The following is a 13,934-nucleotide window of genomic DNA, read 5'->3' as shown; positions in this document are numbered from 1 at the left end:
ATTACGCTCCTATTCGGTCTTGAATATCAGATTTAATAATATCCGCTTTTGGACCATAGATTGCTTGAACACCCTTACCTTTAACAATCAAACCTAATGCACCGTTTTTCTTCCACTCTTCCTCAGATGCAACGGCATTAATATCCTTTATCGTTACACGAAGTCTTGTCATACACGCATCGACTTCCTCAATATTATCTCTACCGCCTAGTAATGCAATAATGGAGCTAGCTAAAGACTCATCAGGTTGTTTGCCATTGCCTTTTTGAGTATTTTGATCGCTTCCTTCATCAATATAGTTCCCCAAACGACCTGGAGTAGCAAATTTAAACTTCTTAATCATGAAATTAGCAACGACAAAATTCAACCCAAAAAATACGGCACAAGCAACAATGAAGTTAACAAAGTCTAACCATAATCCTGCTCTAATTGCCATCGGAGTTCTCGTTAATAGCTCCAACATCCCCATAGATGAAAGACGAATATCAACAAGATCAACGACTGCAAAAGCAAGCCCAGTCATAAGCGCGTACACGATATATAGAACAGGAGCAATAAACATAAACATAAATTCAATCGGTTCCGTTACTCCCGTTAAGAAGACTGCAAGTCCAGCAGAAAAGAACATGGATTTGTATTTTGTTCGTTTATCTGGGTCGACATTACGATACATCGCGATCGCAATCCCCATTAAGGCAGCAGTAGAAAGAATCATTTGTCCTACTTTAAAACGAGCAGGGGTCACCTCAGCTAATAACTGGTTATAAGCGGCAAGATCACCTGCGGCTCTTAAATTATTCAGATCAGCAATCCATGCAAACCAAAGCGGCTCTTGACCAGCAACAACCTGTCCTGCATTTGTCCCTGTTAAAATGGTATATGTACCACCAAGGTTTGTGAAGTTCATTGGTATCGTTAACATATGATGCAATCCAAAAGGAAGCAACAATCTTTCTACTGCTCCGTAAATAAATGGAGCTAGAAATGGAGCAGTATCTCTAGATGTAGCAACCCAACGACCAAAGTCATTTAAACTGCCTTGTATAACTGGCCAGACTAATGAAAGAACTAATGCGGTCACAACTGACCATAAAATAACAACAAACGGAACGAAGCGCTTTCCATTAAAGAATGATAATGCTTGTGGTAATTTATCATAATTATAGTATTTGTTAAAGATAACAGCACCAAGGAATCCAGAAATAATCCCAATAAACACTCCCATATTTAAAGCTGGTGCACCAAGGACATCTGTGAAGAAATCTTGTACAATTAATTCACTTCCAAAGATTGATGTTACGGTAGCGTCAGGATCTCCTAGCATGCTACTATTAATTCCAAAAAACGCACCTGTCACACGGTTAATCAAAATAAAAGCAACTAATGCAGCAAATGCTCCTCCTGCACGCTCCTTCGCCCAAGATCCCCCAATTGCGACTGCAAATAAAATATGCATATTCCCAATAATTGCCCAACCTAGCTCTTCTAAAATAACAGCGCTCGTTTGAACAAAAGCCAAATCCACTTCAAACATCGCAATCATCTTACCTAATGAAATCATAATACCTGCAGCTGGCATAACAGCTACCACCACAATTAAGGCCTTCCCAAACTTTTGCCAAAAATCAAACGATGTGATTTTCATTTCTTTTTCCCCCAATTAATCATCACCCTTCTGGGATCAGGCAACCGTTTGCACAGAAGGGTGAAACATACTATTTAAGTTTATAAACCCTTGCTTCATATGGTTTTAACACTATATTAGAAAACTCTTCATTCAAATCAACTTTATAATTATTAATCAATAACTCTTTATTTTTTCCTTTTAGACTCGTTGGCCACTTAACCTTTGCTTCCTCATCGAATAAGTTGGTAAGAATGAGAAACATGTCATCGTCCATCGTTCTAGTGTAAGCATATACTTGTTCATGGTCTTCAAGGACAAGATCATAACTACCATAAATAAGAACATCGTTTTCTTTCCTAAGTTGAATAAGCTTTCTATAATAATGGTAAATTGAAGAATGATCTTCTATTGATTGTTCAACGTTTATATCTTGATAATTCGGGTTAATTTTTAACCAAGGACTACCAGTCGTAAACCCGGCATTTTCGCCATTGCTCCATTGCATTGGGGTTCTTGAATTATCTCGGCCATTTTTCCAAATAACCTCCATGATTTCCTCATGTGACTTGCCTTCTTCTCTTTCATTTCGATATAAATTTTTGATAGCAACATCATTATAATCATTAATAGAAGTAAACTTTACATTTGTCATCCCTATTTCTTGACCTTGATAAATAAACGGGGTTCCTTGCATTAGAAAATACATCGTCGCTAATGCTTTAGCCGATTGATCACGGTACTCTTCACTATTTCCCCAAGTAGAAACGGAACGTGGCTGATCATGGTTTTCTAGAAATAAGGCGTTCCATCCCATTCCATCTAAACCAGTTTGCCACCTTGTTAACGTTTTTTTCAAAGCAGGTAAGTCTAACCCCCCGTTTGTACTTTTGCCCCAGAGATCTAGATGTTCAAATTGAAAGATCATATCAAAACAACCATCTTCTTCTCCGACCCATTGCTCTGCCTGATTCACCTTTACTCCATTGGCTTCACCGACCGTCATAATATCATATTTATCAAATGTTTCTCGCTTTAGCTCTTCGAGAAAAACATGAATCCCCTCTTGGTTCATATGTCCATCGAGCGACGATACATACTTCTTTTTCTTTGGATTAGGCAAATCAGGAAAACCAGCGACTTTCTTTATATGAGAGATCGCATCTACACGAAATCCATCAATTCCTTTATCTAACCACCAATTAACCATGTCATAAAGCTCATTTCTCACCTTTGGATTTTCCCAATTCAGGTCTGGTTGTTTACGTGAGAACACATGCATGAAGTATTCTTCCGTTCGCTCATCATACTCCCAAGCCGAACCTCCAAAAATTGACTCCCAGTTATTTGGCTCTTGCCCTTTCTTTCCTTTATGCCAAATATAGTAATCTCTGTATGGATTGTCTTTTGAAGAGCGTGATTCGATAAACCAAGGATGCTCATCAGAAGAATGATTAATAACAAGGTCGAGGATTAATTTCATTTCTCTCTTATGTACTTCTTCAAGCAGCTGATCGAAATCTTCCATCGTTCCAAAATCAGCCATTATTCCTTTATAGTCACTAATATCGTAACCGTTATCATCGTTAGGCGAACTAAAGATTGGACAAATCCAAATCACATCAATTCCAAGCGCTTTCAAATAATCTAATTTTGAAATGACACCTTGGATGTCACCAATCCCATCTCCGTTCGAATCCATAAAGCTACGCGGATAAATTTGATAAGCTACTGCTTCTTTCCACCAAGTTTTTTTCATGATTGCTCCTCCTTATCTATCAATAAAATATCATAGATTTAAATATTGCGCAACCGATTGCATTAAATTTTATTCTTGTTTTATATTTATTTAGCCGTCATTTTATATTAAATAATCAGCAGGCAAGGGATAAAAAATAAGAGGTCATCTCACAGAATCTGTCCTACCTATAGGCTAAGACTTGATTTGGAGACAACCTCTCTATTTAAGTTTATCTGTTATAATCTTCCTTTATATACTCTTGCTTCATATGGTTGTAATTCAATTTCTCGTGCACTCACGTCTGTCTTTACTTCATAATTGCTTAGCTTTATCTCCAGTGCAATGTCTGGTAATTCAAGCGTAGTTTTTTCGGCAAATAAGTTTGCAATTACTAACACATATTCGTTGTCTAACGTTCTTGTATAGGCATATACGTGCTCATGATCTTCTAAAACTAAATCATATTCTCCATATATTAACACATCATTTTCTTTACGCAGTTGAATAAGGTTCTTATAGTAATGATAAATTGAATGCGAATCACCAATCGATTGTTGCACATTAATTGTCTTGTAATTTGGATTCACTTTTAACCATGGTGTTCCCGTTGTAAAACCTGAATTTTCTTGATCATTCCACTGCATAGGAGTTCTTGAATTATCTCGGCCGTTTTTCCAAATCACTTCCATAATCTCTTCATGGCTTTTTCCTTCTTCTCTTTCATTTCGATAGAGATTTTTAATAGCGACATCATTATAATCCTCAATCGAATCAAACTTAACGTTCGTCATGCCGATCTCTTGCCCTTGATAAATAAATGGAGTTCCTTGCATCAAAAAATACATTGTCGCTAATGCTTTAGCTGATTTATCACGGTATTTTTCGCTGTCCCCCCATGTTGATACCGATCGTGGTTGATCGTGATTTTCTAAAAACAGAGCATTCCACCCCATGCCTTCAAGACCTTTTTGCCATCTTGTCAACGTTTCTTTTAAAGCAGGTAAATCTAGACCTCCCTCTGTACTTTTCCCCCAGAGATCTAAGTGTTCAAATTGGAAAATCATATTAAAACAACCGCTGTCTTCTCCTACCCACTCTTCTGCTTGATCGACCTTTACTCCGTTGGCTTCACCAACGGTCATAATATCATATTTATTAAACGTTTCGTTTTTCAATTCTTCTAGAAAAACATGAATCCCCTCTTGATTCATATGACCCTCAAGAGAAGGTACATATTTCTTATTCTTCGGATTTGGCAAGTCAGGAAATCCTTCTAATTTCTTAATATGAGAAATTGCATCAACCCGAAATCCATCAATTCCCTTATCTAACCACCAATTAACCATAGCATATAAATCATGACGAACTTTTGGATTTTCCCAGTTTAAATCAGGCTGCTTGCGAGAGAAAACGTGCATAAAATATTCTTTTGTTTTCTCATCATATTCCCAAGCGGAACCACCAAAGATTGATTCCCAATTGTTCGGCTCTTTTCCATTCTTTCCAGGATCCCAAATGTAATAATCACGATATGGATTGTCTTTAGAGGAACGAGATTCAACAAACCAAGGGTGCTCATCCGAAGTATGATTAATAACAAGATCCAATATTAACTTCATCCCTCGATTGTGGACTTCGTCGAGAAGCTGATCAAAATCTTCCATTGTTCCAAAGTCTTCCATGATATCTTGATAATCACTTATATCGTATCCATTATCATCATTCGGAGATTTAAAGATCGGACAAATCCAAATAACATCAATCCCGAGATCTTTTATATAATCAAGTTTTGAAATAACTCCTTGGATATCACCAATTCCGTCGCCATTTGAATCCATAAAGCTGCGAGGATAAATTTGATATGCAACTGCTTCTTTCCACCATGTTTTTTTCATTTTTTCTCCCCCTAAAATCATTAATTTCATGCAATCGCTTGCATTGATGTACATACTCATAACCTTGTATGATCTTTCCTTTTTCATCGCTCTTGAGGTCTGAGTAATATTAAAGTCATGGAAAAAGCCGAACCGATGGAAGATGGGAATCTACACTAATCCCCATGCCCATCTGTGCGTAAAAACTCCTCCCGTACACTTAGTACAAATTGCTTTTTCCACTAAGCTCTATTCAAAGTATCCCCCTTCTCCTATTGGAATAATTCACTTTTAGGCCAGAATTTGGATAACTCGTTCATTTTATTTACAAGATTCTCTTTTAATTAGTCTATGCGGAACAATGACTTTTCTTTCGCCAATATCTGGTTCTTTTATTTTATTAATTAAGCATTTTGTCGCTTCAAATCCTAATTCATAAATATGAATATCGACCGTTGTCATCTTTGGCGAAGATAGTTCAGAGATCATGACATTATTGAAACTGACAATAGAGATGTCTCTTGGAACATGAACATTCATATCTGCAAGCATTCTAAGTACTCCAAAAGTCATAATATCGTCTGCAACGATAAGTGCTGTCGGTCGCTCTTCAATGGACATGAGTTCAATAACTGCATCTTGCCCACCTTCTTTGACTTCCTCGTGGTGGACAATATAATCTTGCCTTAACGGGATATGAGCATTAGTTAACGCTTGTTTATATCCTTTCATATGGTCAATTGTCACAACATAATCTAGATTTCCACCAATAAACCCTATTCTTTCGTGGCCTAATAACATTAAATATTCAGTTACCGTTTTTGCTGCTTTAAAATTGTCATTATTCACAAATGTAACTTCATTTTCATTAATATTGTAGGGTCTTCCTATTAACACAAACGGAAAGTCCTGTTCGATAAGAAACGGCATAACCTTATCATTCACTCTTGAATAAAGGAGTACGATTCCATCTACTCGGCCCCCATAAACCATTTGCTTTACTTCTTCAAGAATCTCTGCTTCCGTTTGACCCGTTGATAAATATAGCCCATATCCTTCTTGATAAGCCTTTGTACTAATTCCCCGAATAACCTCTGGGAAGAACGGATTTTGAAACGCAATTTTTGCAGAATTTGGCATAACAACCCCTAACGTATTCGTACTTTTATTAGCTAGACTTCTAGCATTAAAGTTGGGATGGTACCCTAATTCCTTCATTGCTTCTCTTACTCGTTCTTTCGTTTTTTCACTAATACGCGAGCTATTTGCAATAACTCGAGATACCGTCGACGGTGCTACGTTAGCCCGCTTAGCGACATCCTTAATGGTGACCGCCATCGGTATCCACCTCCCACTCCTTTTGTTTCTTTTATTCTAGCGCTTACATACCCTTTAGACAATCCATTGATATCAAAAAATAATTGAACAGGGCATTATCTTATCCAGATATAGACAGATAATGCCCCATTGTATATGGTGACTCTATGTTGTTGTTACAATCCAAAGTAACAATGCAGAGTATAAAAACATGCCTACGGCTAGCAATATTAATATAATTGATAATACTTTATACTTCCCGAACAATGAGAATCACCTTCCTAGCGAAGCGTTATCCTTTCTCTGCTCCAGCTGTCATTCCTTCTACGATATATCGTTGGAAAACAAAGAATAATACCATAAGTGGGATTGAAATGAGCACAGCTCCAGCTGCGAACACCGTAAAGTTGTTATTCGCTTGCCCTGATACTAACGTAAACAACCCTTGAGCTAAAGTCCAATTGCTACTAGATCTCAGAATTACTTCAGCCATGATAAAATCCATACTTGCTGCAATAAAACTATTAAATGCAACAAATGTAATAATTGGCATAGCTAATGGAAGCATGATCTTAAAGAACGTTTCTGAATTTGTAGCTCCGTCAATTCGCGCTGCTTCCATTAAGCTATTTGGAATCCCGTCAAAAAATCCTTTTACAATCCATGTATTAAAAGCGACACTTCCTGCTGCTAATACTAAAATGTAGCCAAGGTGCGTATCCAAAAGGTTGAAAGCTCCAAGCAACGTATAAATCGCAATCATCCCCATAATCGTCGGGAACATTTGCAAAATAATAATGGCCATCAAACCTTGCTTCTTCCCTTTAAACCTAAACTTCGAAAAGGCATAGCCAGAAAACACACCAAACAATGTTGAAATAAGCATATTGGATACGGCAATAAACATTGTGTTTTTATACCAAGTTACGTAATTATGTTCTTCAAATAAAGCTCGGTAATGCCCCCAGTTCCAATCAGCAGGACTCGGAAAGATTTGCGAAGAGTGCAAGGATGAACCTGGATTCACAGAACCAATGAAAATGAAATAGACAGGAAATAAGCAAATAATCGCTAACAAAATCAAAATACTATAGACTATAATGTAATTTATTGTGCGTTTCGCTTTAGTACTAAGCATAATTTATCACACATCCCCTTTCATGGATTTTGTATTTCGCAAGTTGAAATACGCAAACCCAGCAATGATCAAGAAGACGACTAAGGCAACTGCAGAAGCTATCGCATATTGACCATTATCTAGTGTCATTTTGAAGATCCATGATAATAAGATATCGGTATGACCTGCATAGTTATAATTTGCGTTTGTTGGTCCACCTTCTGTCATTAAGTAGATAAATGTTAACTGATTAAAGTTAAACGCAAACGTAAAGACCATTAACGGAACAGCAGCAACCATAACAATTGGGAATGTTATATTGCGAAATTGTTGAACAATAGTCGCTCCATCGACTTCTGCAGCTTCATATAACTCTTTACTAATAGTTGTAAGTACTGCTGTAAACAAAGCCATCCAAAAAGGAAATCCTAACCAGAGGTTTGTTAGTAATACCGCTACTTTAGCCCACATCGGATCGGATAACCAAGGAATTGGATTCAAGCCAACAGACTGTAACATTTGATTAATAACTCCAAACTGCCCATTGTACATATTTCTAAAGATTAAAATACTGACAAATCCAGGAACTGCCCATGGTATAATATAGATATTTCTCCAAAACTTCGTATATTTCACGACCTTTTGTGATAAAACAACAGCTACAAATAATCCGGCAAACACAACGAGTAAAGTCGATAGTACTGCCCAGATAATAGTCCATGAGAAAACTCCAAGGAACGTACCTCTCCAAGATTCCATTGTAAATAAGCGAATAAATTGCTCAATTCCGACCCAATCAACTAAAGCCCTTGGAGGCAAATAGTTGGGCGACGAGAAATTAGTAAACGCAATTAAGGCAGTAAAGACAAGTGGAAAAACGGTTAATAACAACATACAAATTGCAGTTGGCGTAATTAAAATGTATGCATACCCATTGTCCCATACATTGCGAATCGTTTCTCTAAAGTTCGGTACTTTCTGTCCAAACTCACGAAGCTTTCCAACAAGATAAGCGTCACGAACACTTAAATAGTAAAGCCCCAAAATAGCTAAAAGTACAATTAGCATCATAAGTCCTTCAGCCATCAGTAAGATTGAATGGTCACCAGGATCAACAATACGCCCTCTTTCTCTAACCTGAGGTGTCTCACCTAACGTAATTAAACCATGTAAACCATTTATGATCGGTTTCACATAGAAAATTAGGACAATAAGCTCTAATAAAGCCCATGCTATCCCTTTCCAATATTGCTTGTTATATATTTGACCAAGTCCCATAAAGAGAACAGACAGCAAAGCTGCGGTTTTGCTGTAACTTTTACCTTTATGCGACGCTTGAGTTTGTGCATTCATAGACACAATAATTCCCCCTTCAATTGTTAACTAATATTTTCTAAATAATGGATCTTCAGTGAGGTGGTTTAGGGGGATTCCTATATACCACACTCACTGATCCATTCAATGATGTTTATTGTTGTTGCTCTTGAACTGCTTGTTCAATCGTTCTAACTGCTCGATCTAACGACTCTTGAACATCAGCATTTTGGTTCCAAATTTCTGTGAATGCTGCAGCCACCGGATCCCAAACAAGAGGCATTTCAGGAATATTTGGCATTGGTACAGCATGTGTAGCCTGCTCTAAGAAACCAACAGAAATTTCATTATCTTGAATTGTTTCATGATCTGTTAATGCTAAACGTGGCGGCAGTGCACCAGTAATTTCATAAGCCTCTAACAAGTTTTCTTCGTTCGTAATAAATTGTGCTAATAATGAAGCAGCATCAGGATACTCTGTATATGCATTTACATAGAAACCGCGAGTACCCGAGAAACTAGTTGGGTTTTCACCATTTCCTAGTAATGGAAGAGGCGCAACATTGAAATTAACACCTGCTTGCTCGTACCCACGAACAGCCCAAGGACCGTTAATATCAAATGCCAAATCTCCGCCTTCAAATAATGCAGTTCGAACGTCATAAGTGATATCTTCATTTGCAAATCCAGGCAATAATTCATCACGCATACGAACTAGTACTTCCTCTGTACCTTGAACAGCACCTTCGTTATTTAGGCCGATATCTTCTGGATTCGTACCTTCATCACCAAAAACATAACCTCCGTAACCGCCTAAGAAGGCATACATGAAGTATAGATTTTCAGGCTCCATCATAAACCCATACTGGTTGCCTTCTGTTAACTCTTTGGCTACTTCAAACAATTCGTCCATTGTCTCAGGAGCTTCTTCTACTAAATCTGTGTTGTAATAAAGTGCATACGTTTCAATTCCTGATGGATACCCGTATAGCTCTCCGTCGAATGATGTTGCTGTAATAGCAGCTTCCATAAACTCTTCTTCATATTCTTCCGGCCAGAAGTTTTCAAGAACTAATCCGGCAGAAATAGCTCGTCCAATACGATCATGAGTTGAAGCAAATACGTCACCTGCTAGCCCTTGTGGACCATCAGTCGCTAAACGTTCTGGTGCATCCTCTTGGTTCACTTCCTCAACTTGGACCGGAACACCGTATTCAGCTTCAAATTTTTCAGCCATTTGTTCAGCCCATTTAAGCTGCTCGTCACCATCGCTCCATAATAAAAGCTCTGCGCCTTCTTCAGGAACAATCTCAAAATCTACCGCTTCTTCACCTGTTCCTTCATCAACTGTCTCTTCCGGAGCTTCCTCAGCAGGCGCCCCACAAGCAGCCAGACCTAAAGTTAAAGCTAATACTGCAGTTACGTACTTTGTTTTTTTGAACATTTTATTTGTCCCCCTTATAAATAATTAATTTCATAATTATAATTGCTACTACCTATGAATTGATTTCTCACCCCCCCACTAAGGTAAATCTCCTTTGTTTTTTGGTTATCATGAATTCTCTGGTTTGCTCTCTTTTGCTTATCATTACCAAAATAAGATACTTATTGCATGGTTTAACAAATAGATTTAAGTAACATAAAATGAAATGCAAACTTCTCGCATTATAGCGCAAGCGATTGCGCAATTATCAATAAAAAAAGAACTGTTAGTTGTAAACGGTTCCAGTTGATTGGTTTCATTATAAAACGCTAATCCTTAAATGACAATACTTTTTTTAAAAAAAGTAGATGTTTAATCATTTGACATTTTTTAACTCGTTGCACAAAACTGCGCAAACGCTTGACTTCATCTACTATTGTTAGTATGTTGTTTTTAAATTCGAAATATTATTTTATTTTGTATAAAGTGATTTTTAAGGAGTGGTTCTGATGCCTAAAGAACATAAGGCTCTATAATAGACCCGGCTGGGGAACTTCCTAAAGGAGATGAACGTTATTGAGACAAATAAACCAAAACAGACAAAACGTAATTTAACACTTTTTGCCATTACATGGCCTATTTTTATTGAAATTATGCTTCATATGATTATGGGTAATGCCGATACACTTATGCTTAGTCAATATTCTGATGATGCCGTAGCAGCTGTTGGTGTTTCCAATCAACTTATGTCTGTTATCATCGTTATGTTTGGATTTATTGCAACTGGCACAAGTATTTTAATTGCACAATTTTTAGGAGCTAAAAAGGAGAAGAAAGCTAGTCAGCTTGCCGTTGTCTCTCTCGCTGCTAATGTGGTCATTGGTCTGTTATTAAGTATTATCCTTCTATTTTTTAGTGAGACATTTTTACGATTAATGAGCTTGCCAAAAGAATTAATGGATAGCGCTGTAACTTATTTACGAATCGTCGGAGGTTTCGCCTTTGTCCAAGCTCTCATAATGACAATTGGCGCGATTATTCGAAGTCATGGTTTTACAAAAGATGCTATGTATGTCACTGTTGGAATGAATATTGTTAACATTTTCGGTAATTATGTTTTAATTTTTGGCGCATTCGGTTTCCCTGTTTTAGGAGTAACGGGTGTTGCCATTGCAACTGTTTTCAGTCGATCAATAGGAGTCATTATACTTCTTTACCTTCTATATAAACGTTTAGACGGGAAACTTCCCTTCTCCTTTTTACGTACTTTTCCAAAGCTTGAGGTTCAGTCATTGTTGAAGATAGGGATTCCAACAGCCGGAGAACACCTTTCTTATACCGGATCTCAATTAGTGATTACTTATTTTATTGCAACAATGGGGACAGAGGCTTTAACAACGAAAGTGTATGCACAAAACATTATGATGTTTATATTACTTTTCTCAGTAGCAATTGGCCAAGGTACTCAAATAATAATCGGTCATCAAGTCGGTGCCAACAAAATAGAAGAAGCCTACAGACGTTGTATGAGAAGTTTAAAAATAGCCATCACCGTTTCAGCTACAATGGCTATTCTTTTTTATTTTTTAAGTAAACCGATCTTCTCCTTATTCACTTCAAATGAATCAATTATCGGTCTAGGTAGTTTATTACTATTACTAACAATCATTTTAGAACCCGGAAAAGCGTTTAATCTTGTTGTAATAAATTCATTGCGAGCAGCAGGTGATGTTCGCTTCCCTGTCTATATGGGGATTCTTTCAATGTGGGGTGTTTCTGTCACAATTTCCTATACTTTAGGAATTTATTTCGGCTTAGGTTTAATTGGTGTATGGATTGCCTTTACTTTAGATGAATGGCTACGAGGTTTATTAATGTTATGGAGATGGCGCGGTAGGAAATGGCAAAGAATGGCTTTCGTAAAGAAAAACGACGCATCGTAAAAAAAGGGGATGTCTCAAAAGATCAATAAACAGACCTTTTGAAACACCCCTTCCTTACTTTTTTACCGCTGATCTTCTGGCTGCACCTCTGTATGAAGCGCTTTAAAAAATGCGAGTATATTTTTATAACTACTTCCCAAATCCCCAAAAGCCCCTTGTTTAGAACAGTATACATCTACAGCTGATTTTATTGGTGTAATTTTAAATACGGTGATAACCATAACGCTTGATGATACACCTTTCTTTTCTAAAACGACTTCTCCACGTTCTTCATCAACATTTGTAACTTGCCAATTCGGCAACTTGTTATTATTTACAATCTTATGTACATAGTCAATCATAGCTTCACGGCTCTTTTTATAGTAACGTGTATTTAACCCTTCTAATTTTGGTTTCTCGCCAGTTTCTTCATGACTTTTCCAAATACCAGTAATTGTTCGTAATAGTGACAATGTATTCCCTCCTTAATTTAAAGTTTATGTATACTGTTTTTTCATACTTAATGTCCATCTCTATCTTATCACGTTTTTCTACTAAGATGTGCACAACCATCGATCGATTTAAAATGTTTTATGATTTCTTGTAAAATGAAGATAAAAAATGTTCTTTTATTTCAGTAAAATATAATCTATGTTTAACTTATGTATAATATTTAAGGTGGCTCATATACTAAGCTCGAAACTAATAAAGAGGTGATTAGATATGACACAAAACAACAGCAGCAACAACCTTTTAGTTCCAGGAGTAGAAGAAGCACTTGATCAAATGAAACTTGAAATTGCTCAAGAATTTGGAGTACAGCTAGGAGCGGATTCAACGGCTCGTGCTAACGGTTCCGTTGGAGGAGAAATTACGAAACGTTTAGTTCAAATGGCCGAACAGCAAATGCAAGGCTCTAGATTCTAAAAATAAAATTCTCCTTGCCTCCACTGTAAAAAGCACCTTGATTTTAATCTCAAGGTGCTTTTCTTCTAATTGTTTAATATCAGTCAATCTCAATTACAGCGTACTTTCCATCATTTCTTTGGTAAACAATATTCGTTTCTAATGTTTCTGCTTCTGTAAAAACAAAGAACTGATGCCCTAGCATATTCATTTGTAAAATTGCTTCTTCTATATCCATAGGTTTTAAATTAAAGCGTTTGGTTCTTACAACTTGAAACATTTCTACTTGGTCAAAAGTTTCCACTTCTGGCTCGAGCAGTTGAACTGCATTCGCTTCACTCTTGCTAATAGCTTTTACCTGACGAGGTTTACGATTTACTTTCGTTTTATATTTACGAACTTGACGTTCTAATTTATCGACAATTAAGTCAATAGCAGCATACATATTCTCATGTTGCTCTTCTGCACGAAGGACTAAAGATTTTAAAGGGATAGTAATTTCTACTTTGGTATCTTTTTCATATACTTTTAACTTTACTTGAACTTCTGTTAAAATAATTTCGTCAAAGTATTTTTCTAACTTATCTACTTTTTTTATAATATAATCTCTTAAGGCTACTGTTACTTCTACATTTTCACCACGAATGTTAAATCTCATTAGTAATCTCCTCCTGAATCCGTTTTCTAAATAGAAGA

General features: G+C 36.8%; 11 protein-coding genes. 2 read left to right on the top strand and 9 right to left on the bottom strand.

From position 1 onward, the window contains the following. Position 1: 1 nt before the first annotated feature. From MF646_RS03910 to MF646_RS03880, 7 genes are all read right to left on the bottom strand, one after another. Complete coding sequence (locus tag MF646_RS03910) at positions 2–1,645, bottom strand: PTS transporter subunit IIBC (RefSeq protein WP_250095184.1); 1,644 nt, start codon at positions 1,643–1,645, stop codon at positions 2–4. A 70-nt stretch (positions 1,646–1,715) separates the two neighbouring features. Further along, entirely contained in the window at positions 1,716–3,383 is a 1,668-nt protein-coding gene (locus tag MF646_RS03905; protein ID WP_250095183.1) for a glycoside hydrolase family 13 protein, read from the bottom strand. 218 nt (positions 3,384–3,601) lie between these two features. Then, on the bottom strand, positions 3,602–5,260 hold the full coding sequence (locus MF646_RS03900; RefSeq protein WP_250095182.1) for a glycoside hydrolase family 13 protein: 1,659 nt from the start codon (positions 5,258–5,260) through the stop codon (positions 3,602–3,604). 300 nt (positions 5,261–5,560) lie between these two features. Then, positions 5,561–6,577 carry a LacI family DNA-binding transcriptional regulator gene (locus tag MF646_RS03895; protein WP_250095181.1) on the bottom strand — a complete coding sequence of 339 codons (1,017 nt, stop codon included), beginning with the start codon at positions 6,575–6,577 and terminating at the stop codon, positions 5,561–5,563. A gap of 271 nt (positions 6,578–6,848) precedes the next feature. Further along, a complete protein-coding gene (locus MF646_RS03890) occupies positions 6,849–7,694 on the bottom strand; it encodes a sugar ABC transporter permease (protein ID WP_250095180.1) in 846 nt (281 codons plus the stop codon). A 6-nt stretch (positions 7,695–7,700) separates the two neighbouring features. Beyond that, a complete protein-coding gene (locus tag MF646_RS03885; RefSeq protein ID WP_250095326.1) occupies positions 7,701–9,026 on the bottom strand; it encodes a carbohydrate ABC transporter permease in 1,326 nt (441 codons plus the stop codon). 115 nt (positions 9,027–9,141) lie between these two features. After that, the gene (locus MF646_RS03880; RefSeq protein ID WP_250095179.1) at positions 9,142–10,431 is read right to left on the bottom strand and encodes a sugar ABC transporter substrate-binding protein; all 1,290 of its coding nucleotides are present in this window, start codon (positions 10,429–10,431) and stop codon (positions 9,142–9,144) included. Positions 10,432–10,976: 545 nt separating this feature from the next. Between MF646_RS03880 and MF646_RS03875 the strand changes: the two genes are divergently transcribed. Next, the gene (locus MF646_RS03875) at positions 10,977–12,353 is read left to right on the top strand and encodes an MATE family efflux transporter (protein ID WP_250095178.1); all 1,377 of its coding nucleotides are present in this window, start codon (positions 10,977–10,979) and stop codon (positions 12,351–12,353) included. Positions 12,354–12,415: 62 nt separating this feature from the next. On the opposite strand, the gene MF646_RS03870 is transcribed toward MF646_RS03875, so the two are convergent. Further along, a complete protein-coding gene (locus tag MF646_RS03870) occupies positions 12,416–12,805 on the bottom strand; it encodes a hypothetical protein (RefSeq protein ID WP_250095177.1) in 390 nt (129 codons plus the stop codon). A 250-nt stretch (positions 12,806–13,055) separates the two neighbouring features. Between MF646_RS03870 and MF646_RS03865 the strand changes: the two genes are divergently transcribed. Beyond that, positions 13,056–13,259 (top strand): alpha/beta-type small acid-soluble spore protein, encoded by a 204-nt coding sequence (locus tag MF646_RS03865; protein WP_250095176.1) that lies wholly within the window; start codon positions 13,056–13,058, stop codon positions 13,257–13,259. Between the two features lie 79 nt (positions 13,260–13,338). On the opposite strand, the gene hpf is transcribed toward MF646_RS03865, so the two are convergent. After that, positions 13,339–13,896, bottom strand: coding sequence for a ribosome hibernation-promoting factor, HPF/YfiA family (gene hpf, locus MF646_RS03860; protein ID WP_250095175.1), 558 nt, complete (start codon positions 13,894–13,896; stop codon positions 13,339–13,341). Positions 13,897–13,934 lie beyond the last annotated feature (38 nt).

Origin of the sequence: Halalkalibacter alkaliphilus, from assembly GCF_023555415.1 — a bacterium.
GTDB classification, from domain to species: domain Bacteria; phylum Bacillota; class Bacilli; order Bacillales; family Bacillaceae_D; genus Halalkalibacter; species Halalkalibacter alkaliphilus.
Note: the sequence above shows the minus strand (reverse complement) of the source record. Positions and strands in the feature narration are given on the sequence as shown.

Coding starts and splice junctions, on each gene's coding strand:
- MF646_RS03910 (WP_250095184.1), bottom strand. CDS start 1,645: ATGAAAATCACATCGTTTGATTTTTGGCAAAAGTTTGGGAAGGCCTTA.
- MF646_RS03905 (WP_250095183.1), bottom strand. CDS start 3,383: ATGAAAAAAACTTGGTGGAAAGAAGCAGTAGCTTATCAAATTTATCCG.
- MF646_RS03900 (WP_250095182.1), bottom strand. CDS start 5,260: ATGAAAAAAACATGGTGGAAAGAAGCAGTTGCATATCAAATTTATCCT.
- MF646_RS03895 (WP_250095181.1), bottom strand. CDS start 6,577: ATGGCGGTCACCATTAAGGATGTCGCTAAGCGGGCTAACGTAGCACCG.
- MF646_RS03890 (WP_250095180.1), bottom strand. CDS start 7,694: ATGCTTAGTACTAAAGCGAAACGCACAATAAATTACATTATAGTCTAT.
- MF646_RS03885 (WP_250095326.1), bottom strand. CDS start 9,026: ATGAATGCACAAACTCAAGCGTCGCATAAAGGTAAAAGTTACAGCAAA.
- MF646_RS03880 (WP_250095179.1), bottom strand. CDS start 10,431: ATGTTCAAAAAAACAAAGTACGTAACTGCAGTATTAGCTTTAACTTTA.
- MF646_RS03875 (WP_250095178.1), top strand. CDS start 10,977: ATGAACGTTATTGAGACAAATAAACCAAAACAGACAAAACGTAATTTA.
- MF646_RS03865 (WP_250095176.1), top strand. CDS start 13,056: ATGACACAAAACAACAGCAGCAACAACCTTTTAGTTCCAGGAGTAGAA.
- hpf (WP_250095175.1), bottom strand. CDS start 13,896: ATGAGATTTAACATTCGTGGTGAAAATGTAGAAGTAACAGTAGCCTTA.